The 22,811-nt window shown below is 73.1% G+C and carries 21 protein-coding genes and 1 riboswitch; of the genes, 7 read left to right on the top strand and 14 right to left on the bottom strand.

The window, feature by feature from the left end:
• The first annotated feature begins 27 nt into the window (after positions 1–27).
• From ACZ6JY_RS22810 to ACZ6JY_RS22795, 4 genes are all read left to right on the top strand, one after another.
• Complete coding sequence (locus tag ACZ6JY_RS22810; RefSeq protein WP_469198198.1) at positions 28–1,590, top strand: aldehyde dehydrogenase (NADP(+)); 1,563 nt, start codon at positions 28–30, stop codon at positions 1,588–1,590.
• 43 nt (positions 1,591–1,633) lie between these two features.
• Positions 1,634–2,242, top strand: a complete 609-nt coding sequence (locus ACZ6JY_RS22805) for a DUF1349 domain-containing protein (protein ID WP_469198196.1) — start codon at positions 1,634–1,636, stop codon at positions 2,240–2,242.
• 102 nt (positions 2,243–2,344) lie between these two features.
• Entirely contained in the window at positions 2,345–3,061 is a 717-nt protein-coding gene (locus ACZ6JY_RS22800) for a DsbA family oxidoreductase (RefSeq protein ID WP_469198194.1), read from the top strand.
• A 22-nt stretch (positions 3,062–3,083) separates the two neighbouring features.
• A complete protein-coding gene (locus ACZ6JY_RS22795; RefSeq protein ID WP_469198192.1) occupies positions 3,084–4,163 on the top strand; it encodes an aminotransferase class V-fold PLP-dependent enzyme in 1,080 nt (359 codons plus the stop codon).
• Between the two features lie 15 nt (positions 4,164–4,178).
• On the opposite strand, the gene ACZ6JY_RS22790 is transcribed toward ACZ6JY_RS22795, so the two are convergent.
• A complete protein-coding gene (locus tag ACZ6JY_RS22790) occupies positions 4,179–4,703 on the bottom strand; it encodes a MarR family winged helix-turn-helix transcriptional regulator (RefSeq protein ID WP_469198190.1) in 525 nt (174 codons plus the stop codon).
• A 125-nt stretch (positions 4,704–4,828) separates the two neighbouring features.
• Here ACZ6JY_RS22790 and ACZ6JY_RS22785 point away from each other — a divergent pair, with 125 nt between their 5' ends.
• Positions 4,829–5,890 carry an alkene reductase gene (locus tag ACZ6JY_RS22785; RefSeq protein WP_469198188.1) on the top strand — a complete coding sequence of 354 codons (1,062 nt, stop codon included), beginning with the start codon at positions 4,829–4,831 and terminating at the stop codon, positions 5,888–5,890.
• A gap of 62 nt (positions 5,891–5,952) precedes the next feature.
• Here the strand turns inward: ACZ6JY_RS22785 and thpD are convergent, their stop codons facing one another.
• From thpD to ACZ6JY_RS22755, 6 genes are all read right to left on the bottom strand, one after another.
• Positions 5,953–6,852 (bottom strand): ectoine hydroxylase, encoded by a 900-nt coding sequence (gene thpD / locus ACZ6JY_RS22780; protein ID WP_469198186.1) that lies wholly within the window; start codon positions 6,850–6,852, stop codon positions 5,953–5,955.
• Between the two features lie 74 nt (positions 6,853–6,926).
• Entirely contained in the window at positions 6,927–7,331 is a 405-nt protein-coding gene (locus ACZ6JY_RS22775) for an ectoine synthase (RefSeq protein WP_447036631.1), read from the bottom strand.
• A gap of 53 nt (positions 7,332–7,384) precedes the next feature.
• A complete protein-coding gene (gene ectB, locus ACZ6JY_RS22770; RefSeq protein ID WP_447036630.1) occupies positions 7,385–8,656 on the bottom strand; it encodes a diaminobutyrate--2-oxoglutarate transaminase in 1,272 nt (423 codons plus the stop codon).
• Positions 8,657–8,726: 70 nt separating this feature from the next.
• Positions 8,727–9,278 (bottom strand): diaminobutyrate acetyltransferase, encoded by a 552-nt coding sequence (gene ectA / locus ACZ6JY_RS22765; protein ID WP_469198183.1) that lies wholly within the window; start codon positions 9,276–9,278, stop codon positions 8,727–8,729.
• A 430-nt stretch (positions 9,279–9,708) separates the two neighbouring features.
• Positions 9,709–10,236 (bottom strand): DinB family protein, encoded by a 528-nt coding sequence (locus tag ACZ6JY_RS22760; RefSeq protein WP_469198181.1) that lies wholly within the window; start codon positions 10,234–10,236, stop codon positions 9,709–9,711.
• A gap of 144 nt (positions 10,237–10,380) precedes the next feature.
• Positions 10,381–11,481 carry a pyridoxal-phosphate-dependent aminotransferase family protein gene (locus tag ACZ6JY_RS22755; RefSeq protein WP_469198767.1) on the bottom strand — a complete coding sequence of 367 codons (1,101 nt, stop codon included), beginning with the start codon at positions 11,479–11,481 and terminating at the stop codon, positions 10,381–10,383.
• A gap of 189 nt (positions 11,482–11,670) precedes the next feature.
• On the opposite strand from ACZ6JY_RS22755, the gene ACZ6JY_RS22750 reads away from it, so the two are divergent.
• The gene (locus ACZ6JY_RS22750) at positions 11,671–12,765 is read left to right on the top strand and encodes an amidohydrolase family protein (protein ID WP_469198179.1); all 1,095 of its coding nucleotides are present in this window, start codon (positions 11,671–11,673) and stop codon (positions 12,763–12,765) included.
• A 10-nt stretch (positions 12,766–12,775) separates the two neighbouring features.
• On the opposite strand, the gene ACZ6JY_RS22745 is transcribed toward ACZ6JY_RS22750, so the two are convergent.
• Positions 12,776–13,555 (bottom strand): 2-phosphosulfolactate phosphatase, encoded by a 780-nt coding sequence (locus ACZ6JY_RS22745; protein ID WP_469198177.1) that lies wholly within the window; start codon positions 13,553–13,555, stop codon positions 12,776–12,778.
• A gap of 29 nt (positions 13,556–13,584) precedes the next feature.
• On the bottom strand, positions 13,585–15,075 hold the full coding sequence (gene cobC, locus ACZ6JY_RS22740; protein WP_469198175.1) for an Rv2231c family pyridoxal phosphate-dependent protein CobC: 1,491 nt from the start codon (positions 15,073–15,075) through the stop codon (positions 13,585–13,587).
• A gap of 80 nt (positions 15,076–15,155) precedes the next feature.
• On the opposite strand from cobC, the gene ACZ6JY_RS22735 reads away from it, so the two are divergent.
• Positions 15,156–15,887, top strand: a complete 732-nt coding sequence (locus tag ACZ6JY_RS22735; RefSeq protein WP_469198173.1) for a ZIP family metal transporter — start codon at positions 15,156–15,158, stop codon at positions 15,885–15,887.
• A gap of 17 nt (positions 15,888–15,904) precedes the next feature.
• Here the strand turns inward: ACZ6JY_RS22735 and ACZ6JY_RS22730 are convergent, their stop codons facing one another.
• The 5 genes from ACZ6JY_RS22730 to ACZ6JY_RS22710 all read right to left on the bottom strand — a co-directional run bounded on the left by ACZ6JY_RS22730 (position 15,905) and on the right by ACZ6JY_RS22710 (position 22,544).
• Complete coding sequence (locus ACZ6JY_RS22730; RefSeq protein ID WP_469198172.1) at positions 15,905–17,311, bottom strand: cobyrinate a,c-diamide synthase; 1,407 nt, start codon at positions 17,309–17,311, stop codon at positions 15,905–15,907.
• On the bottom strand, positions 17,305–17,913 hold the full coding sequence (cobO, locus tag ACZ6JY_RS22725) for a cob(I)yrinic acid a,c-diamide adenosyltransferase (RefSeq protein WP_469198171.1): 609 nt from the start codon (positions 17,911–17,913) through the stop codon (positions 17,305–17,307). Before cobO ends, ACZ6JY_RS22730 begins: the two co-directional genes overlap by 7 nt.
• Positions 17,913–20,006, bottom strand: a complete 2,094-nt coding sequence (locus ACZ6JY_RS22720; protein ID WP_469198170.1) for a putative cobaltochelatase — start codon at positions 20,004–20,006, stop codon at positions 17,913–17,915. Before ACZ6JY_RS22720 ends, cobO begins: the two co-directional genes overlap by 1 nt.
• A gap of 70 nt (positions 20,007–20,076) precedes the next feature.
• Positions 20,077–21,585 (bottom strand): cobyric acid synthase, encoded by a 1,509-nt coding sequence (locus ACZ6JY_RS22715; RefSeq protein WP_469198169.1) that lies wholly within the window; start codon positions 21,583–21,585, stop codon positions 20,077–20,079.
• The gene (locus tag ACZ6JY_RS22710; RefSeq protein WP_469198167.1) at positions 21,582–22,544 is read right to left on the bottom strand and encodes a cobalamin biosynthesis protein; all 963 of its coding nucleotides are present in this window, start codon (positions 22,542–22,544) and stop codon (positions 21,582–21,584) included. Before ACZ6JY_RS22710 ends, ACZ6JY_RS22715 begins: the two co-directional genes overlap by 4 nt.
• 128 nt (positions 22,545–22,672) lie before the next feature.
• A riboswitch (cobalamin riboswitch) is annotated at positions 22,673–22,744 on the bottom strand.
• Positions 22,745–22,811: the final 67 nt, after the last annotated feature.

The following is a 22,811-nucleotide window of genomic DNA, read 5'->3' as shown; positions in this document are numbered from 1 at the left end:
GCAGTACCTCTGGAAAGGGAATCCGCGGTGGCAGCAGCACCAGTCTGGAGTGTCGACCCCCGAACCGGGAAGCAGCGTGAGCAGGTCGCGGTGGAAGCCACGGCCGAGGAGGTCGGCCGGGCCGTCCTCGCCGCCCGCGACGCCGCCCCCGCGCTGGCCGACCGCGCGGTGCGCGCCGCCTTCCTGCGCACCGCGGCCGATCTCCTCCAGGAGGCGAAGGACCACCTCGTGGAGGCCGCGGACGCGGAGACCGCGCTCGGCCCCGTCCGGCTCAACGGAGAACTCGTCCGCACCTGCTTCCAGTTGCGCGCCTTCGCGGACATCGTCGACGAGGGCGCCTTCCTCGGCGTCGTCATCGACCACCCCGACGGCTCCGCGACCCCGCCCATCCCGGACCTGCGCCGCTACAAGATCCCGCTCGGCGTCGTCGCCGTCTACTCCGCGTCCAACTTCCCCTTCGCCTTCTCCGTGCCCGGCGGCGACACCGCGAGCGCGCTCGCCGCGGGCTGCCCCGTCGTCGTCAAGGCCCACCCCGACCACCCAGGCACCTCCGAGCTGGTCGCCTCCGTGCTGCGCAGGGCCGCGGCGCGGCACGACATCCCCGAGGGCGTCGTCGGCCTGGTGCACGGCTTCGAGGCGGGCGTCGAGCTGGTCAAGCACCCGCTGGTCGCCGGGGCCGGGTTCACCGGCTCGATCCGCGGCGGCCGTGCCCTCTTCGACGCGGCGGCGGCCCGGCCCGTGCCGATCCCCTTCCACGGCGAGCTGGGCTCCCTCAACCCCGTCGTCGTCACGGAGGCCGCGGCCGCCGAGCGCGGCGAGGAGATCGGCGGCGGCCTCGCGGGCTCGATGACGCTCGGCGTCGGCCAGTTCTGCGTCAAGCCCGGCCTGGTCCTCGCCCCCGAGGGCGCGGGCGGCGACCGGCTCGTGAAGTCCCTGACCGAGGCGGTCAGCGACACCGAGTCCGGAGTGCTCCTCGACCACCGCATGCGGGACAACTTCCTCGCCGGGGTGCGCGAGCGCGCCGGTCTCGCGGACGTCGTCGCCCCCGTCACGCCCGGCGCGGGCGGCGAGCACACCGTGAGCGCGGGCTTCTTCACCGTTCCCGCGGCACGGCTGGCCACCGAGGGCGAGCACGACCTGCTCATCGAGGAGTGCTTCGGTCCCGTCACCGTCGTCGCGCGCTACAAGGACGACGCGGAGATCACCGCCGTCCTCTCCCGGCTGCCCGGCAACCTCACCGCCACCGTGCAGCTCTCCTCCGACGAGGCGGCGGGCGTGAGTCCCCGCGGCGCCGAACTCCTCGCCGAGGTCACGCCGCTGGCAGGCCGTGTCCTCGTCGACGGCTGGCCCACGGGCGTCGCCGTCGCCCCCGCCCAGCACCACGGCGGTCCCTACCCGGCCACCACGTCCACGTCGACCTCGGTGGGCGGCACGGCCGTCGAACGCTGGCTCCGCCCGGTCGCCTACCAGAGCACCCCGGAGCCCCTCCTTCCGCCGGAGCTGCGCGACGCGAACCCGCTGGGGCTGCCGCGGCGGGTGGACGGACGGCAGGAGAACGGACGGCAGGAGAACGGGCGGCAGGAGTCCTGAGAGATCCGGGCCCCGGCCGCCGGACTCCTGGAACACTGACGCCATGGACGTCAACCTCCCCCAGCTCCCCTTCCCCCTGCGCACCTACGGCCCCGACGGCCACTGGTCGTACGAGGACGGGGTGCTCACCGGCTGGGCGGGCGCCCGGCAGGACCGCTTCGTGCCGCCGACCGGCGAGGCGCTCGACCCGGCCGCCGACGCGCCCCGCCTGCTCGGTGCGCCGGAGGGCGACTTCCAGCTGATCGCCCGCGTCACGGTCGGCTTCGCGGCGCCCTTCGACGCGGGCGTGCTCTATCTGCACGTGGGCGAGCGGGAGTGGGCCAAGCTCTGCCTGGAGCGCTCCCCTGACGAGCCGACGATCTGCACGGTCGTGACGCGCGGCCGTTCCGACGACGCCAACGCCTTCGTCGTGGACGGCACGAGCGCCTGGCTGCGCGTCAGCCGCACGGGCCAGGCGTTCGCCTTCCACGCGTCGGCGGACGGCGAGCGGTGGACGTTCGTGCGGATCTTCTCGCTCGGGGACGAGGAGTCCGCGGGCGCCGCCCTCGTCGGCTTCATGGCGCAGTCCCCGGTGGGGGAGGGGTGCGTGGTCACGTACGACCACATCGGGTTCCGCCCGAACTGGCCGGACGCCCTGCGGGACGGCTCGTAGGGGAATGAGCCGCTTCGCCCGTGCGTTGACGCCGGTGGCGGAGGCACCCTCCGCGCCGACCGTCACGCACTCGCGTACCGCACGACCTGGAAAGAGCCACACATGCGCGTCGAGATCTGGAGCGACATCGCCTGCCCCTGGTGTTACGTGGGCAAGGCCCGCTTCGAGAAGGCGCTCGCCGCCTTCCCGCACCGCGACGGCGTGGAGGTCGTGCACCGGTCCTTCGAGCTGGACCCCGGGCGCGCCAAGGGCGACACCGGGCAGGTCCTTCCGATGCTCATGAACAAGTACGGCATGACCGAGGAGCAGGCCCGTGAGGGCGAGCGGCGGCTCGGTGAGAACGCCGCCGCCGAGGGGCTCGACTACCGCACCGAGGGCCGCGACCACGGCAGCACCTTCGACATGCACCGCGTCCTGCACCTCGCCAAGGAGCGCGCGCGGCAGGACGAGCTGATCGGCCTCCTCTACCGCGCGAACTTCGCCGAGGAGCGGTCCGTCTTCGACGGCGACGAGCGGCTCGTCGAGCTCGCCGTCGAGGCGGGTCTCGACGAGGGCGAGGTGCGTGGCGTCCTCGCCGACCCCGGCCGGTACGCCGAGGATGTCCGCGCCGACGAGCGCGAGGCCGCCGAGCTGGGGGCGAACGGCGTGCCGTTCTTCGTGCTCGACCGCGCGTACGGCATCTCCGGCGCCCAGCCCGCCGAGGTGTTCACCCAGGCCCTTGAGCAGGCGTGGGGCAGCCGTTCGCCGCTGACCACCCTCGCGGACGCCGGGGACGGCGAGGCGTGCGGCCCCGACGGATGCGCGGTTCCGCGGGCCTGAGCGGCCGCATAGGTTGATTCCCATGACTTCCACGGGGATCGATCACCGCACCGCCCACGGCATCGGCCGCCTCGACGAGTTCGCACCGGAGACGGTCTTCCTCAACACCGCGGTCCGCGGGCTGCTGCCGCGCCGCGCCGTCGAGGCCGTACAGGCCCTGACGGCGGAGCTCGTCTCCGGTGAGCGGAGCGGCTCCGGCGACTTCGGCAAGGTCGACGAGGCCCGCGTCTCCTTCGCGCGCCTCGTCGGCGTGGCCCCCTCGCGCGTGGCGACGGGCGGCTCGGTCGCCGTGCACGTCGGTCTCATCGCGGCGTCCCTGCCCGCGGGCGCCGAAGTGCTCTTCCCCGAAGGGGACTTCTCGTCCCTGATCAACCCCTTCGTGCTGCGCGGCGACCTGAAGCCGCGGTTCGCGCCGCTGGACGAGCTCGCCGGAGCGGTGCGGCCGGAGACCGCGCTCGTGGCCTTCTCCACCGTGCAGTCCGCCGACGGGCGTACGGCGGACTGCGCGGCGATCCGCGAGGCCGCCGCCGCACATGGCGCGCGCACCCTGGCCGACGCCACGCAGTCGGCGGGCTGGCTGCCGTTCGACGCGGGCGCGTACGACTACTGCGTGACCGGCGCCTTCAAGTGGCTGCTCTGCCCGCGCGGCACGTCCTTCCTGACGGTGGGCGAGGCGGCGCAGGAGGCACTGACGCCGCTGCACGGCGGCTGGCTGGCCGCGGCCGACTCCTGGAACTCGACCTACGGCCCGATCGGCGAGGTCGTCCCCGACGCCCGCCGCTACGACGAGCCGCCCGCCTTCCTCGCCTACCACGGGGCCGCGGCGGCGCTCTCGCTCATCGAGGAGATCGGCGTCGACGCGATCCACCGCCACGACCTGGCCCTGGCCGACCGCTACCGCGCCGGTCTCGCCGCCCTCGGCCACACCCCGGTGCCCGGCGCCTCGCCCATCGTCTCGGTCCCCGGGCTCGCCGGCCGTGAGCCGGAGCTGGCCCGCGCGGGCGTCGTCACCTCGGCGCGGGCGGGACATCTGCGGGCCACGTTCCACCTCTACAACACCGAGTCCGACGTGGACCGGCTCCTGGACGTACTGGCCGGCTGAAGCGCCGGCCATGACTCAGCCCCGCCCCGCGCGCTCCGGGCAGTCCGCCGTCTCCGTGCAGAGGTTCGCCTCCACCTTGGCGAGCAGCCGGGTCAGCTCCGCGCGCTCGGTCCCGTCCAGGCCGGCGAGGGTGTGGCCCTCCAACTGGCCCCAGGCGCCCGTCACCTGACTCAGCAGGCCGCAGCTCGCGTCACTGGCCTCGACGAGCACCGCCCTGCGGTCCGCCGGGTCGGGGCGCCGCCGCACGTGCCCGGCCTGCTCCAGGCGCTGGAGCATCTTCGTGACCGTGGAGGGGTCGAGGTCGACCGCCTTGATCAGCTCGGACTGCCGCACCGCGCCCGCTTCCCAGAGGTGCATCATCACGAACTCCTGGCCGGGGTAGAGGCCCACCCCCCGCAGGACCTTGCCCGCGGCGATGCGGTGCAGCCGCGCCACCCGGCTGAGCGCGTGACTGACGGGCCCTGCCGCGGCGACCCGGGAAAGGCCGGGCCGGCAGACGGGGGAGTCGGCCGTGTCGTCTTGTGCGGGGTCGGCCTTCATCTGGTGCTCCTGCGGCTGGAAACGGGACGTCTTCCAGAAGATTACCTTGGTCGGCCAAGGAATGGGTTACAGTGGCCTCAGGTCAATTGATTGGCCGACCACATAAAAGCTGCCCGGGAGTCCCCATGACCACCGCGTTCGATCCGATCGACCTGTCCGGAACGCCCCTCGCCAACCGCATCGCCATGGCCCCCATGACCCGCAGTCGCGCTGGTCAGGACGGTGTGCCCACAGAGCTGACCGTGGAGTACTACGCCCAGCGCGCCTCCGCGGGGCTGATCGTCACCGAGGGCATCCAGCCTTCTGTGGTCGGCCAGGGATATCCGGACACTCCGGGGCTGCACAGCGCGGAGCAGATCGCGGGCTGGCGGAAGGTCACCGACGCCGTGCACGCGGCGGGCGGCAGGATCTTCGCCCAGATCATGCACGTCGGCCGCATCGGCCACCCGGTGCTGCTCCCCGAGGGCATGGTCAACCTCGCCCCCTCGGCGATCACCCCCAAGGGGCAGGTGTTCACCGCCGATGGCCCCAAGGAGTTCCTCACCCCGCGCGAGCTCACCGCGGCCGAGATCCGCGCCACCATCGGCGACTTCGCCACCGCCGCGCGCAACGCCGTGGACGCGGGCTTCGACGGCGTCGAGCTGCACGGCGCCAACGGCTATCTGATCCACCAGTTCCTGGCGCCCGGCTCCAACCAGCGCACCGACGAATGGGGCGGCACGGTAGAGAACCGCATCCGGTTCGCCGTCGAGGTGGCCAAGGCCGTGACCGCCGAGATCGGCGCCGGCCGCACGGGCATCCGCCTCTCGCCCGGCAACCCGTTCAACGACATCTCCGAGCCCGACCCGGAGCCGGCGTACACCGCCCTGGTCAAGGAGCTGGCCGCGCTCGACCTCGCGTATCTGCACGTCCTGGAGGTGGGCGACATCCGCGAGCTGACCGCGAAGCTGCGCGGGGAGTTCGGCGGCACGTTCATCCTGAACCCGGCGACGGAGGGCCCGACCGGCGCCGACGCGCTCGCCCTCGTCGAGGACGGCACCGCGGACGTCATCGCGTTCGGCGCGCTGTTCCTGGCCAACCCCGACCTGCCGGCCCGCCTGAAGGCCGGAGGCCCGTACAACACGCCTGACCAGGCGACCTTCTACGGCGGCACCGAGAAGGGCTACACGGACTATCCCGCGCTGTAGCGGGAGCGGACGACGGGATTCGGCCCGGCACCCCTTGGGGGCGCCGGGCCGAATCCCGTGTGTCACTTCACCGGTGTGAAGTCCCGCGCGCCGATGAAGTCGGGCCTGCGCACCGGCGCCGCGAACGGCTCCACCGCGGTGTTCTCCACGCTGTTGAAGACGATGAAGACATTGGACCGCGGGTACGGGGTGATGTTGTCCCCGGAACCGTGCATGGCGTTGCAGTCGAACCACGTGGCCGAACCGGCCTCACCCGTGAAGAGGCGGATGCCGTGGTCGGACGCGAGGTGGGTCAGCGTCTCGTCCGACGGGATGCCCGCGTCCTGCATCTGGAGCGACCGCTTGTAGTTGTCCTTCGGCGTGGCGCCCGCACAGCCGAGGAACGTCTTGTGCGACCCCGGCATGATCATGAGGCCGCCGTTGGTGGCGTAGTTCTTCGTCAGCGCGATCGACACCGAGACGGTCCGCATGTTCGGCAGGCCGTCCTCCGCGTGCCAGGTCTCGAAGTCGGAGTGCCAGTAGAACCCCGTGGCCCCGAAGCCCGGCTTCACGTTGATCCTGGACTGGTGCACGTACACGTCGGACCCGAGGATCTGCCGGGCCCGGCCCACCACGCGCGGGTCGGCGGCCAGCTTGCCGAAGAGCTCGCTGATCTTGTGCACCTCGAAGAGGGAGCGGATCTCCTGCGACCGCGGCTCGACGATGGAACGCTCGTCGGCGCGCATCGTCGGATCGTTGACGAGCCGCTCCAGCTCGGCGTGGTACACGCCCACTTCGTCCGGGGTGATCAGCTGGTCGATGGCCAGGAAACCGTCCCGCTCGAACCCCGTCAGATCCCCGGCCGAGATCGGCCCTTCGGTACCCGGCTCGGACCACACGACGGGGTCCTTGCGTTCGATGAGCACCTCTTCGGCGCCTCGGGTCGGGTACAGGTCTGTGGTGCGTTCGGGTGCGGTGGTCATGGTGTTGCCTGCCTCTCCTCTCGTACGGCCCTGTGCGGGATATCAGCCGACCTCAGCCGACCGGCGCGCGGCCCTCAGGCCTCGTCGTCCTCCGTGAGCAGCGGGTACACGCCGTTCTCGTCGTGGTCCTCACGACCCGTGACGGGCGGGTTGAAGACACAGATGCAGTGGAAGTCCTCCTTGATCCGCATCGTGTGCTTCTCGTGCCCGTCCAGCAGGTACATGGTCCCCGGCGTGATCGTGTACTTCTCGCCGGTCGTGTCGTCGGTCAGCTCGGCCTCGCCCTTGGTGCAGACGACGGCCTCGATGTGGTTGGCGTACCACATCGACGTCTCGGTCCCCGCGTACAGGATGGTCTCGTGCACCGAGAAGCCCACTCGCTCCTTGGCCAGGACGATGCGCTTGCTCTCCCAGGTGCCCGACGCGGACTTCACGTGCCGGTCGGTGCCTTCAATGTCCTTGAACGAACGGACGATCACGGTGTTTTGGTTCCTTTTCTCTTACGGTGCGAGGGACTCGGTCAGCCGCGGGCTCAGGCGGTCTCGCGAACCGCGCGGGCCAGCGTGCGCAGCCCCTCGTCCAGCTCGTCGGGGGTGATCGTCAGCGCCGGAAGGAGCTTGACGACCTCGCCCTCGGGGCCGGAGGTCTCGATGAGCAGGCCCAGCTCGAAGGCCCGCTTCGCCACGGCGCTCGCGCGGTCCTTGTCCAGGAACTCGATGCCCCAGACCAGACCGCGGCCGCGGAACTCCTTGATCTCCGCGCGGTTCTCCTCGACGATCGCGGCCAGCACCTGCTCGACCTGCTCGCCGCGGGCGCGGGTCTGCTTCTCCATCGCGGAGCCGTCGGCCCAGTAGGCCTCAAGGGCGGCGGCGGCCGTGACGAACGCCGGGTTGTTGCCGCGGAACGTGCCGTTGTGCTCGCCCGGCTCCCACACGTCGAGCTCCGGCTTGAACAGGCAGAGCGACATGGGCATGCCGTAGCCGCTGATGGACTTCGACACCGTCACGATGTCCGGCGTGATGCCCGCCTCCTCGAAGGAGAAGAACGCGCCGGTGCGGCCGCAGCCCATCTGGATGTCGTCGACGATCAGGAGCATGTCCCAGCGCTCGCACACGTCGGCGAGCTTGCGCAGCCACTCGGTACGGGCGACGTTGATGCCGCCCTCGCCCTGCACCGTCTCCACGATCACGGCCGCGGGCTGGTTGAGGCCGGAGCCCTGGTCCTCCAGGAGCCGCTCGAACCAGATGAAGTCCGGGGTCTGCCCGTCGAGGTAGTTGTCGAACGGCATCGGCGTGCCGTGCACCAGCGGGATACCGGCGCCCGCCCGCTTGAAGGCGTTGCCGGTCACCGCGAGCGAACCGAGCGACATGCCGTGGAAGGCGTTCGTGAACGACACGATCGACTCGCGGCCCTTGACCTTGCGGGCCAGCTTCAGCGCCGACTCCACGGCGTTGGTGCCCGTCGGGCCCGGGAACATGACCTTGTACGGAAGGTCGCGCGGGCGCAGGATGATGTTCTGGAACGACTCCAGGAAGGCGCGCTTGGCGGTCGTCGACATGTCGAGCCCGTGCACGATGCCGTCGCGCTCCAGGTAGTCGATGAGAGCGCGTTTCAGGACCGGGTTGTTGTGGCCGTAGTTGAGTGAACCGGCCCCCGCGAAGAAGTCGAGGTATTCGTGGCCGTCCTCGTCGAACATGCGGCTGCCCTGCGCGCGGTCGAAGACCGTAGGCCAACCGCGGCAGTAGCTGCGCACCTCCGACTCCAGGGTCTCGAAGACGCTCAGGTCGGGCTGGGTGATGGTCACAGCAGATCTCCTGGGAGATGGAAAGGCGTGGGAGTGAGGGGTCGCGGACATGCGGGGGGAGCGAAACCGGTCAGTGGCCGATCGGCCCGATGCGGTAGAGCACCTCTGGCTCGTGCCCGTCATCAGGGAAAAGACCCGCGTCGAAGAGGATCTTCCGCTCGACCGACGCGTCGTGGCGCCGCGCGTACGAGAGGAACAGCCGCTCGGAAGCCGTGTTCCCCGGCGTGATGGTCGTCTCGACGGCGGTCAGCGCGTGTCCGGCGGCGACCTTCGCGGTCAGCCCGTCGAGCATGGCGCCGGCCAGACCGCGGCCGCGCTGTGCGTGATCGACGGCAACCTGCCAGACCAGCAGGGTGTCCGGGCGCTCGGGCCGGAAGTAGCCGGTGATGAAACCGACCGGCTCCCCGTCGGCGCCCCGGGCCACCACGGAGGTGTCCGCGAAGTCGCGGCACCACAGCAGGTAGCTGTACGAGGAGTTGAGGTCGAGCACCTTGGAGTCGCGGGCGATCCGCCAGATGGCGGCGCCGTCGGCGACGGCGGGGCCGTCGAGGCGCAGCCCCTCCGGCATTTCCAGGAATTTCGCTTGCAGGTCGGTCGGTAGATCGGCTTGTGCAGCGGTCATGCGGATTGAATTTACCGAGCAATTTCTTGAATTGCATCGGGGAAAGGGGTTACACAAGCACGCCTCGTGTGTTATCACGCGGGGGTGCGCGCCCGCATGAAGACCGAAGCTTTTGTCTTGATTTGACCGGGTCATAGCGGGCAAAACGAACGCAGTGTGGAGTACGTCACAGAGTCGTGGCCTCTACTTAACGCGTCCGGATTGCGGTGATTGATCCTGTCGAAATCTTAGTGTTTAGGTCCCGAGAAAGCGGGCAGAAGAATACGGGAAGCTGTGCTGATAAAGAATTCATGAGAATGCGCGAGCAAATTGGCGGAGGGGGCGCGGAGAGCGCGGCAATAGTGCGCCTGATTCCGCTTCCGGTTCTCGTCCACCACGGGCTCGGCGGGCACGCCGCTGTCTCGGGGCTGGCTGAAGCCCGCGGATGGGCTCATGTCCCCGTCACGCCGTCGAGGCGCTCCCTGAGCAGGTCGGCGTGGCCGTTGTGGCGCGCGTACTCCTCGATGAGGTGGACCAGGATCCAGCGCAGGCTGACCACGGCGTCGCCGCCGGTGACGGCCGCCTCCTCGGGGCCGAGCCGTCCCGTGTCGTCGAGCGAACGCCCCGCGCAGATCTCCCGGTTCACGGCGACCTCGCGCTCCCACACCGCGAGCACCTCGGCGAACGTCCGCGACCGGTCCACGGTGAAGCCGCCGGGCGGCAGTCCGTACAGCAGCGGGACGTCGCGCCCGGCGAACACCCGCTGGATCCAGTTCCGTTCGACCTCGGCGAGGTGTTGCACCAGCCCGAACAGCGAGAGGGTGGACGGCTCCACCGGAGTACGCAGCGTCTGCTCGTCGTCGAGCCCCGCGCACTTGACCGCCAGCGTGGCGCGGTGCAGATCGAGCCAACTGGCCAGCATGGCCGGCTCGTCGGCGGTCAGCGAAGGAATACGACGCCCATCCGGCAACGTGGTCATGCCCAGGCACGCTGCCATGCGGGGGCGCTGCGGGGGAAGGGGGCCTTGGGGTCTCCTCCTGGACGAAACGGGACGGCGGCCGGCCCGCCCGGGGGGCGGTCGCCGTGCGGCGGTCGGTTTCGGGCGGCCTTTACCGCTCGACGGTCAGCTCCAGGCGTCCGTTACCGCGCGGCGGGTTGCTTCCAGGTCTACGGTGAGGCCGGTTTCGCTCATCGCCGCGCCCAGGGCGGCCAGGGATGCGTGGACTGCGCCGCGGGTGGCGTCGGGGCCGTAGTGGTTGACCCGGATCATCTCCTTGGCGAGGGCGCCGCCCCCGGCGACCAGCGGAAGCACCGGGTCCGCCGCGAGCGCCGCGGCGACGAGCTCCGAGGCGTCGACGCCCTCCGGCGCGCGCAGCGTGGTGGCGACCGGAGCCGCGTCGGCGGCGTCGTGCACGTACGGCCGCAGACCGCCGCCCAGCGCGAGCGCGCCCGCGCGGGTCGCGGCGGCGGCCGTGGCGTGCCGCGCCGTCAGGGCGTCGAGGCCCTCCGTCTCGATGCGCTCCACGCACGCCTCGAGCGCCAGCATCTCCAGCTGCGCCGGCGCGTGCAGCAGAGCCTTGCGCCCGGCGTCGATCCAACGCTCCTTCCAGTCCAGGAGGGAGAGGTAGGAGCGGCGGGGCGCCCGCGGGTTGGCGGCGATCCGCTGCCAGGCCCGCTCGCTCACCGACACCGCCGAGACACCGGCCGGACCGCCCATCGCCTTCTGGGCGCCGATCACGCACAGGTCCACGCCCCACGCGTCGGGCAGCAGCGGCTCGGCGGCCACCGAGGCGACCGCGTCCAGCATGAAGAGGGCACCGTGCTCACGCACGACCGCGCCGATCTCCGCGACGGGGTTGGTGTTGCCGGTGGCGGCCTCCGCGTGCACCAGCGAGACGAAGTCGATCTCCGGGTGCTCGGCGAGGGCGCGGCGCACCTGCTCGGCGGTGACGGCGGTGTGGAACGGCACGGCGAGGTCGACGACGTCCGCGCCGCAGTCCCGCAGCCAGTTCCCGAAGGTCTGCCCGTACGGCCCCGTGATCACGTTCAGCGCGGTCGTGCCGGGCCGCGCCGCACCCCGGATGCAGCCCTCCAGCGGCAGCAGCGCCTCGCCCTGCATGATCACGACGTCCTGCTCGGTGTCGAGCAGCCGGGCCACCCGATCCTCGATGGCGGCGAAGTGCTGGGCGCTCAGCGGCGCCAGGTCCAGAAAGGGGTGCGTCACAGTACTGCTCACGTCACTGCTCACTTCGCTCACGAGTTCGTCCGGCTGCGCTGCCGAGCCTACCGACCGCCGCGTACGGAGCGCCCGCAGCGCCCCCGTAAGACTTGTAAGGCTCCGTAACGCCGCGTGCCAAGGCCTCCTGCCAAGGCCCCGTACCGCCCCTCATCAGCGCCTCCTAAGCTGCTGTCCATGAGTGATCGCGCGGTGCTGCACGTGAAGGGGCGGGTGCTGGTCGGGCCCGAAGACGTACGGGACGAGCTGTGGGTGGTCGGCGGCAGGGTGACGTACGACCGTCCGGTCACCCCGGCGACGGAGATGACCACCGTCGAGGGGTGGGCCCTGCCCGGCCTGGTCGACGCGCACTGCCACGTGGGCCTGGACGCGCACGGCCCCGTGGACGCCGACACCGCGGAGAAGCAGGCGCTGACCGACCGCGAGATCGGCGCGCTCCTCCTGCGTGACGCGGGTTCCCCGTCCGACACCCGCTGGATCGACGACCGCGAGGACCTGCCGAAGATCATCCGCGCGGGCCGGCACATCGCGCGCACGCGCCGCTACATCCGCAACTACGCCCATGAGATCGAGCCCGAGGACCTCGTCGCGTACGTCGCCCGGGAGGCGCGGCGCGGCGACGGCTGGGTCAAGCTCGTCGGCGACTGGATCGACCGCGATGCGGGCGACCTGACGGCCTGCTGGCCGCGCGACGCGGTCGAGGCGGCCATCGCGGAGGCGCACAGGCTCGGCGCCCGCGTGACGGCCCACTGCTTCGCGGAGGACTCGCTGCGGGACCTGGTGGAGGCGGGCATCGACTGCATCGAGCACGCGACGGGCCTCACGGAGGACACGATCCCGCTCTTCGCGGAGCGGGGCGTCGCGATCGTCCCCACTTTGGTGAACATCGCGACCTTCCCGGACCTGGCCGCGGGCGGCGAGAAGAAGTTCCCGCGCTGGTCGGCCCATATGCGCCGGCTCCACGACCGCCGCTACGACACGGTCCGCGCGGCCTACGACGCCGGCGTCCCGGTCTTCGCGGGCACCGACGCGGGCGGCTCCCTGGCCCACGGCCTGGTGGCCGCGGAGGTCGCCGAACTGACCCGCGCCGGCATCCCCCCGGTGGCGGCCCTCTCGGCGACGACCTGGGGCGCCCGCACCTGGCTCGGCCGCCCGGGCCTGACCGAGGGCGCCCCCGCCGACCTGGTCGTCTACGGGACGGACCCCCGAGAGGACGTGAACGTGCTCGCGACACCACGAAGGGTGATCCTGAACGGGAGGGTCGTGGCCTAGCGGCCGGGTCTCAGGTGTGCGGTGGTCGGTGGAAGGCACCGTCCGTCAGGAGCGGAACCACGTTCGACGCGTCGAGCCCGGCGGCCACGCTCACGTCCTCGCCGTAGGAGCGGGCGGCGAGTTCCCGCCCCGACGCGCACTCGGCCAGGGCGGCGCCGAGGTCCGGCGTCGACGTGAACGCCGCCGCGGCCGTCCGCGCCTCGGGCGAAAGACCGCCGGCGGCGCCGAGCGCCGAGATCACCGCGCCCGCGCCGAGCAGATCCTCCAGGGCGGGCCGCAGACCGCCGTCCGGCCACCGCTCACCCGCCGGGACCACGGCCAGGGGCTTGTCCGCTGAGCCGTAACCACGGCGGGCCGCCCAACTCCCCACCGCCCGCGCGTTCCTGAGGCATCCCGCCACCACGGGGCAACCGGCGTCCGCGGCCGCCGCGGCGATCGTCGAACCGTTGGGGGAGGGCAGGACCAGACGGGCGGGCAGCCGTGCCTCGCGGAGCGCGGCGGGGGACAGGGACCAGGGCGTCGCCGGAGTGGTCGCTCCCCGGCCCACCGCGAGCCCCGCGTCACGCGCGGTCGCGAACGCCGCCGCGCTCTCGTCGCGCCAGCGGTACGGGAAGACTCGCGTGCCGGCGTCCACCGCCACCGAGACCGCCGTCGTGAACGACAGCACATCCACCACGACCAGGCACGCGACGTCTCCGGCCGTGATCAGCCGACGCGCGCCCTCAAGGCCCCACTCGCAGCGAACGCCGTACCCGTACTGGGTGGACCAGTGATCGTTCCTTGCGGTCATACGGCTCCTCATGGTGTACCCCGCTGCCGTCAGGAGCGCAGTGCCTCGGTCAAAGCCGGGAGGAAGCGGGATGTGGTGGTTCGGTCGCGGACTGCCAGGCGGATCCAGTTGGGCCCGAGGCCGGGAAACGTGTCGCCGCGCCGTACCGCGAAGCCCGCGGAGCGCAGGCGCGCGCGTACCGCCTCCGCCCCTGGTATGCGTACGAGGACGAAGGGGGCCTCCGCGGGGCCCACCACCCGCACCCCGCGGGGCGCCAGCGAGGCCAGGCCCGCCAGCAGGTGGGCGCGGTCCGCGGCGACGCGGTGCGCCGCGTGGCCGGCCTCCGCCAGCGCCCGCGGCGCCACGCAGGCCCCGGCCGCCACCAGCGCCGGCGTGGACACCGGCCACAGGGGCTGCGCCCGCTCCAGCGTGGCGATCACGTCGGGGGAGGCGAGGACGTAGCCGATCCGCAGCCCCGCGAGACCCCAGGTCTTCGTGAGGCTGCGCAGCACCACGAGCCCGGGGACGTCCCTACGGCCCGCGAGGGCCTCCCGCTCACCCGGCACCGCGTCCATGAACGCCTCGTCCACCACGAGGATCCGCCCCGGGCGGGCCAGCGCGGTGACTGAGGCCGCCGGGTGGAGCACGGACGTCGGGTTGGTGGGGTTGCCGATGATCACCAGGTCGGCCGACTCCGGGACCCGGTCCACCGCCGCCGCGTCCAGGCGGAAGCCGTCCGCCTCCCGCAACAGCACCCGCCCCACCTCGTGCCCCGCGTCCCGCAGCGCCGCCTCGGGCTCGGTGAACTGCGGGTGCACGACCACCGGATGCCGCACCTTCAGGGCGCGCGCGAGGAGGACGAAGGCCTCCGCCGCACCCGCGGTGAGCAGGACGCGGTCCGGGCTCAGACCGTGCCGCGCGGCCACCGCCTCCCGCGCCGCCCGCCCGTCCGGATAGGCCGCCAGATCGGACAGCGAGGCGGCGATCCTCTCCTTCAGCCAGGCGGGAGGAGTGTCGGCCCGTACGTTGACCGCGAGGTCGGTGAGGCCCGCCCCGTCGTCCCGCACCTCCGCGTCCCCGTGATGCCGCAGATCAGGCCCCGGAGCCGCCGCCGGTTCCTCGCGCGGCCCGTCCCCGCCGAGGGCCCCCGCCCGGCGAGCGATCGCACAGGTCGCCATCGGCGGGCGGCCGACGGGCGCCGACTTCCGTTTGGCGACGAGGAGTTCGCCGCCGCCCCGCAGCGCCGCCGCCTCCGCCACGGACGGCGTGCCCACGGCGGCGCGGGACATCGGGGACGGATTCGGTACGGGCACCTCCGCGAGCTCCCGCGCCGCGTACGCCACCACCGGCACCCCGAGCCGCGCCGCCGCTCCGACGATCCCCGGCTCGGCGGCCTTGACGTCCACCGTCGCCAGCTCGGCGATCGCCCGCTCGGAGAGCCCGGCGGCGCGGACGGTGTCCAGGATCAGCCCGAGCACCTCCTCCTCCGGGGCGGCCTCACAGGCGCCGACACCCACGACGAGAACCTGGGCGTCATCCATGGAGGGGTCCTTTCGTACGAGGTGGTGGGAAACGGGGTGGCAGATGTGCGCCGCGCGGGTCAATCCGCTAGCAAGGGCGCATGGCGGTGTTCGTGGCGCTCGGCGCCTTCCTCATGACCCTGGTGGGCGGCTGGACGGCCCAGCGGGTCACCGACCGGCGCCACCTCGTCCTGGGGCTCGCCGGTGGCCTGATGCTCGGCGTCGTCGGCCTCGACCTGCTGCCGGAGGCGCTGGAGGCCTCGGGCGGGCCCGTCTTCGGCGTACCGGCGGCCCTGCTTCTGTTCGTGGCCGGTTTCCTCGTCGCCCATCTGGTGGAACGGCTCCTCGCGGGCCGCCAGGCCGCGCACGGCGCCGACGAGCACGCGGGCGGCAGGGTCCCCCAGGTGGGGCTCACGGCGGCCGCCGCGATGGTCGGGCACAGCGTGATGGACGGCGTCGCGATCGGCGCGGCCTTCCAGGTCGGCGGCGGCATGGGCGTGGCCGTGGCGCTGGCCGTGATCGCCCATGACTTCGCGGACGGCTTCAACACGTACACGATCACCAGCCTGTACGGGAACGCCCGCCGCAAGGCGCTCGCGATGCTCTTCGCGGACGCGGTCGCCCCGGTGGTCGGCGCCGCGTCGACGCTGCTCCTCACCATCCCGGAGCGGCTGCTCGGCGGCTACCTCGGCTTCTTCGGCGGGGCGCTGCTCTACCTCGCCGCCGCCGAGATCCTGCCCGAGGCGCACCACGACCACCCGGCGCGCTCGACGCTGCTGTGCACGGTGGCGGGCGCGGCGTTCATCTGGCTCGTGGTGGGTGTCGCGGGCTGAGCCGCGCCGCCGCGAGGTCACGGCGCGCAGCTCTCGACGAAGCGACGCGCGACGCCGGGCTCCGACGCCCAGTGCGTGTGCACATAACTGGCGTGCACGTTGCCCTGTACGAAGCCTTCGACGCGGCGCCGGGGCGCGTGCAGGCCCCACGCGGGCGACGCGCCCGCCCCGGGCTCGACCGCGGTGCGGTGGAACTCATGGCCCCGCATCCGCGTGCCCGCGACCGCGAGGACGCTGTCCGACACGGCCACGGCCTCCCGGTAGCCGAGCGTCAGACGCTCCGACATCCGTGCCGTCGCGTCGAGCACCCCGCACATCGGCTTCCCGTCCAGCTCGCGGGTCAGGTACAGCAGCCCCGCGCACTCGGCGGCCACGGGCGCGCCGGAGAGCGCAAGCTCCGCCACGGCCTTGCGCAGCCGTTCGTTGGCGGACAGCTCGGGCGCGTACACCTCGGGGAACCCGCCCCCGATGACCAGCCCGGCGGTGCCGTCGGGCAGTTGCTCGTCATGGAGCGGGTCGAACGTCACGACCTCCGCCCCGGCGGCGGTGAGCAGCTCCGCGTGCTCGGCGTAGGAGAAGGTGAAGGCGGCCCCGCCCGCGACGGCGACGACGGGGCGCTGCTGCGCAGACCCGGCCGGAATGGTTCCGGCCCGTCCGGCGTTTGAGGACGAACTCGGCGAAGCCGGTGATTGACCGAGCGCGGATCCGGGGTCCCACGCAGCCCCCGGCAGGGACGGCGCCGTCCGCGCCAGCGCCAGCAGTGCATCCAGGTCGCACCCCGCCCGCACCCGCGAGGCCAGCGCGGCGACGGACTCCACCGCCTCGCCCTGCCGTTCGGCCACCGGGACGAGCCCCAGGTGCCGCGAGGGAGCGTGCACCTGCGCCGCCCGGCGCAGCACGCCGAGCACCGGCACGCCGGACTCGTCCAGCGCCTCCCGCAGCAGCGCCTCGTGCCGGTCGGAGCCGACCTTGTTGAGGATGACGCCCGCGATCCGCACCTCGGGGTCCCAGGACGCGAAGCCGTGGACCAGCGCGGCCACCGAGCGCGACTGCGACGACGCGTCGACGACCAGGACGACCGGCGCCCGCAGCAGCTTGGCGACATGGGCCGTGGAGGCCAGCTCACCCTGCCCGGCGGCCCCGTCGTACATCCCCATCACGCCCTCGACGACGGCCAGGTCGCAGCCGGCCGCGCCGTGTGCGAACAGCGGCGCGATCAGGCCGGGCCCGCACAGGTACGCGTCGAGGTTGCGGCCGGGGCGGCCGGTCGCGAGCGCGTGGTAGCCGGGATCGATGTAGTCGGGCCCGACCTTGTGCGGGGAGACGGCGAGCCCGGCCGCCGTGAAGGCGGCCATCAGGCCCGTCGCGACGGTCGTCTTGCCGCTGCCGGACGACGGCGCCGCGATGACGAGGCGAGCTACCACTCGATGCCCCTCTGGCCCTTCTGGCCCGCGTCCATCGGGTGCTTGACCTTCGACATGTCGGTGACCAGGTCGGCGAAGTCGATCAGCTGCTGCGGCGCGTTGCGGCCGGTGATCACCACGTGCTGGGTGCCGGGGCGCGCGCGGAGGACCTCCACGACCTCGTCGACGTCGATCCAGCCCCAGTGCATGGGGTAGGCGAACTCGTCGAGCACGTACAGCTTGTACGTCTCGGCCGCGAGGTCCCGCTTGACCTGCTCCCAGCCCTCGCGGGCCTTGTCCTCGTTGGTGGGCTCACCCTCGGCCGGGGCGCGCTGGATCCACGACCAGCCCTCGCCCATCTTGTGCCAGTCGACCGTGCCGCCCTCGCCGGAGGCGCCGAGGACCTTCAGCGCGTTCTCCTCGCCGACCTTCCATTTCGCCGACTTCACGAACTGGAAGACGCCGACGGGCCACCCCTGATTCCAGGCCCGCAGCGCGAGCCCGAACGCGGCGGTCGACTTGCCCTTGCCGATGCCCGTGTGGACGAAGACGAGCGGGCGGTTGCGGCGCTGCCGCGTGGTGAGTCCGTCGTCCGGTACGACACTCGGCTGTCCCTGCGGCATTACGCGGCCTTCCTGGAGTGAGTCCCATGTCCCTGTACGTCCTTGACGAGCCCGGCGATCGAGTCCGCCCGCAGCTCGTCGAGCGTCACGGCGGTCGCGCCGAGCTCGCCCGCCAACTGCCCCGCGAGACCGAGCCGTACGTAGCCCGACTCGCAGTCGACGACCACCGAGGCCACGCCGTCCGCGGCGAAGAGCCGGGCCGCGCGGCCCGCCTGCGCCACCGGTTCCACACCGCCCGTGGCCCGCCCGTCGGTCACCACGACCAGCAGCGGGCGCCGGACCGCGTCCCGCAGCCGCTCGACGCGCAGCACGTCGTGCGCCTTGAGCAGGCCGGCGGCCAGCGGGGTGCGCCCACCGGTCGGCAGCGTCTGGAGCCGTGCGGCGGCGGCGTCCACCGACGACGTGGGCGGCAGCGCCACCTCGGCGGCCGAGCCGCGGAACGTCACGAGGCCCACCTTGTCGCGCCGCTGGTAGGCGTCGAGGAGCAGGGAGAGCACCGCGCCCTTGACGGCACTCATCCGCTGCCGGGCCGCCATCGAACCCGAGGCGTCCACCACGAAGAGGACCAGGTTGCCCTCGCGCCCCTCGCGCGTGGCCTGGCGCAGGTCGTCCCGCCGTATGACGAGGCCGGTGCCCGAGCGGCCGCGCGCCCGCTGGTGCGGGGCGGCGGCCTGCACGGTCGCGGCAAGGTGCAGCTTGGTCAGCGAACCCTGCGGCCGCCGCGAACCCGTCGTACGCCCGTGTTCGGTACGGGCCCGCGAGCGCCGCCCCGCCGCGCCCTCGCCGATGCCGGGGACGCTCAGCGTCCTGGTGCGGAAGGGCTCGGCGGCGGGCACGGCCTGCTGCTCGCCGGGGCCGCCGGGAGCGGGGACCCGCGGGGCCTGTGCGTCGTCCTCCTGGCCCGCGCCTTCGCCCTGGCTTCCGTCCTGGCTCCCGTCCTGCTCCCGGGACGGCGGCTCGGGGGAGTCGGGGCCGCTGTCGGCCGGGGGCTGCCCGCCGCCCCCGCCGGGACCGCCGTCGGGGTCGTCGTCGCCGTCCGGGGACTCGGGGGACCGGGGCGGCTCCGGAGGCGTCTCGTCGTCCTCGCGCGCCTCGTCCAGCGTCTCGTCGAGCTTGTCCTCGTCGAGGCCCGGGGCGTCGAACGGGTTGCGGCGCCGCCGGTGCGGCAGCGCGAGCAGCGCGGCCTGCCGCACGTCCTCGCTCTGTACGTCCGTACGCCCCGCCCAGGCGGCCAGCGCGGTCGCCGTGCGTGCCATCACGATGTCGGCGCGCATGCCGTCGACCTCGAACGCCGCGCAGGTCGCCGCGATCTGCCGCAGCGCGCCGTCGCCCAGGGTGACCTGTGGGAGCAGCGCCCGCGCCGCGACGACGCGCTCACGCAGCGCGGCCTCGTCGTCGGCCCAGCGGCCCGCGAAGGCCTCGGGGTCGTCGTCGTGGGCGAGGCGCCGCCGTACGACCTCCATGCGCTGGCCGGTCTCGCGGGAGGCGGCCACCTCGACGGTGAGCCCGAACCGGTCGAGGAGCTGCGGGCGCAGCTCGCCCTCCTCGGGGTTCATGGTGCCGACCAGCAGGAACCGCGCGGCGTGCCGCACGGAGACGCCTTCGCGCTCGACGTACGAGGCGCCCATCGCGGCGGCGTCGAGGAGCAGGTCGACCAGGTGGTCGTGGAGGAGGTTGACCTCGTCCACGTAGAGGATGCCGCGGTGCGCGTCGGCGAGGAGCCCCGGCTCGAAGGCCTTGACGCCCTCCGCGAGCGCCCGCTCGATGTCGAGGGAGCCGACGAGCCGGTCCTCGGAGGCGCCGACCGGCAGCTCCACCATGCGCGCGGGCCGCGCGGACGCGCCGCCCGACTCGTGCGGGCCGTCGGGGCAGTTCGCGTCGGGAGCGGCCGGATCGCACGAGAACCGGCACCCGGCGACGACCGGCACCTCGGGCAGCAGCGCCGAAAGGGCGCGCACGGCGGTGGACTTGGCGGTGCCCTTCTCACCCCGTACGAGCACGCCGCCGACGGCGGGCGAGACGGCGTTCAGCAGCAGCGCGAGCCGCAGATCGTCCTGCCCGACCAGGGCGGTGAAGGGATACGGGGTACTCACGGGGCCTCCTTGACGGCGGTGACTTCGGGGATGCTCACGGCGGCGCTCACCACGGTGCTCGGTGCGGCGCTCACGACGGTGCCCCCGGCGGTATGAACGGCAGCCCCGTCGGCGCCCCGTCCTCGATCAGGGCAAGGAGCGCGTCCGTGTCCGTGTGTTCTTCGATCAGGTCGCCGAGCAGGTCGAGCTGTTCCTCCCGCAGCGCGGCGAAGCTGGTGTCGGGCGCGGGCACGAAGCGGCGCCCGGCCGCGCGCGCCACCTCCGCGAGGAAGCGGCGCCGGAAACCGTCGCTCTCCAGCGACCCGTGCCAGTGCGTGCCCCACACCTCCCCGACCCGGCAGCCGTCCAGGAACGCCTCGCCGCCCGCGACGTCGGCCACGCCGTGGTGGATCTCGTACCCCTCGACGGGTTCACCGAGGGCCTCGCCCACCGGACGGGCGAGCGTCTTCTCGCGGGCGAACCGCACCCGCACCGGCAGCAGTCCGAGCCCCTCGACGGAGCCTTCCCGCGACTCGACGTCGTCCTCGATGTGCTCGCCGAGGACCTGGAAGCCGCCGCAGATACCGAGCACGGGGCGCCCCTCGGCGGCCCGCCGCGCGAGGGCGTCGGCGAGGCCGCGCTCCCGCAGCCACCGCAGGGCGCGCACGGTCCCGCGGGTGCCCGGCACGACCACGAGGTCGGCGTCGACGAGCTCCTCGGCCCGGTCCACGAACCGCACGACGACACCCGGCTCGGCGGCCAGCGCGTCCACGTCCGTGAAGTTGGACATCAGCGGCACCGCGCACACGGCGACCCGCAGCACGTCCTCGCCGACCGGCGGGGCGAGAGCGGACTCGCGGACGGCGCCGCGCAGCGAGACCCGCAGGCCGTCCTCCTCGTCGATGCCGAGCCCGTGCTGGAACGGCAGCACGCCGTACGTACGCCGGCCGGTGAGGCCGAGCAGCATGTCGAGCCCCGGTTCGAGGAGCGAGACGTCGCCCCGGAACTTGTTGACGAGGTACCCGGCGACCAGCTCCTGGTCGGCCGCGCTCAGCAGCGCCGTCGTCCCGAAGAACGACGCGAACACCCCGCCCCGGTCGATGTCCCCGACCACCAGGACGGGGAAACGGGCCGCCCGCGCGATGCCCATGTTCACGATGTCGGTGCGCCGCAGGTTGATCTCGGCGGGACTGCCCGCGCCCTCACAGATCACGGCGTCATACGTGCCCCGCAACTCCTCAAGGCATCCCACGACGGTGTCGAGCAGGGCGGCCTGGCGTCCCCCGTGGTAGCCGCGCGCGCTCATCTCGCCGACGGGCTTGCCCATGAGCACGACCTGGCTTGAGCGGTCGCCGCCCGGCTTGAGCAGCACCGGGTTCATCAGCGCGGTCGGCTCGACGCGGGCGGCCTGCGCCTGCATGGCCTGCGCCCGGCCGATCTCGGCGCCCTCGCGGGTGACGAAGGAGTTGAGGGACATGTTCTGCGCCTTGAAGGGCGCGACGGACACGCCCTTGCGGGCCAGCCACCGGCAGATGCCCGCGGTGACGACGCTCTTCCCGGCGTCCGACGTGGTCCCTGCGACGAGCAGTCCACCGCTCATGAGGTGCGGCCCTTCCGTTCGCGGCCGACGGCGCGCAGTCCCGCCCGTGCGGCGACCGACACGCCGAGGGCCAGCAGGCCGACCCGGCGGGAGAGCCGCACGGCCCGTTCGATGTCGCCGCCCCGGACGGGGCGGCCGTGGGTGTTCAGGACCGGCCGGTCCTCGACCCGTCCCGCGTACGAGAGGGTCCCGCCGAGCCGCACACCGAGCGCCCCGGCGAAGGCGGCCTCGACCGGGCCGGCGTTCGGGCTCGGATGCTTCGCGGCGTCCGCGCGCCACGCCCGTACCGCCCCGCGCGGCGAGTCGCCCGCCAGGACGGCCAGCGCGGCGGTGAGCCGGGCGCCGGGCCAGCCGAAGGCATCGTCGAGGCGGGCGGAGGCCCATCCGTAGCGGCGGTACCGGGGTGACTTGTGGCCGACCATGGCGTCCAGGGTGTTCACGGCGCGGAAGGCGACGAGCCCCGGCACACCGCCGACCGCGCCCCAGACGAGCGCGCCCACCACCGCGTCGGAGGTGTTCTCGGCGACGGACTCCACCACGGCCCGCGCGATGCCGTCGGCGTCGAGGGCCTGCGGGTCGCGCCCGCACAGGTGCGGCAGCCGCTCGCGGGCCACCTCGATGTCGTGGGACCGCAGGGCGCCGTCGATGGCGCGCGCCTCCCTGCCGAGCGAGGTCCCGCCGACCACGGCCCAGGTCGCGGCGGCGGTCAGCGCGACCGAACCGGCACGTGAACGGCGTACGAGGGAAGAGGCGAGGGCGGCGGCGCCCGCGGCACCTCCGGCGCACACCACGGTGTGCAGCGCGCCCCACCCGCGGTGGTCACGCCACAGCACCCGCTCCACGGCACCCGCGGCACGTCCGAACGCGGCGACCGGATGGCCTCGGCGGGGATCGCCGAGCAGCAGGTCACCGAGGAAGCCGGCGGCGGCGCCGTACGCGAAGTCGCGATCGGCACTCATGGGCTCAGCCCGTCGTGGTGCCGTAAGAGGAGCTCACGCTCGGAAAGGGGTCCGGCAACGGGCGGCCGCGCATGGCAAAGGTCCTCACTCAGGGTGTCCGCGCCCTGGTACGACGTGATCGGCGGTGAGAGTTCCTGGCTCGCGGGGGAGTTCCCCCGCTGACAGTGGCGGGACCGCGCCGGATTCGCACCGGCTTCCTCTGCTGCCGCCGTAGTTGGCCCGGGCAGTCCACCACGCGCCGCGAACGCCCGTCAACTCGCTGTTGAC

Source organism: Streptomyces sp. NPDC046335, from assembly GCF_055587985.1.
This window is presented reverse-complemented; position numbering and strand designations above follow the sequence as displayed.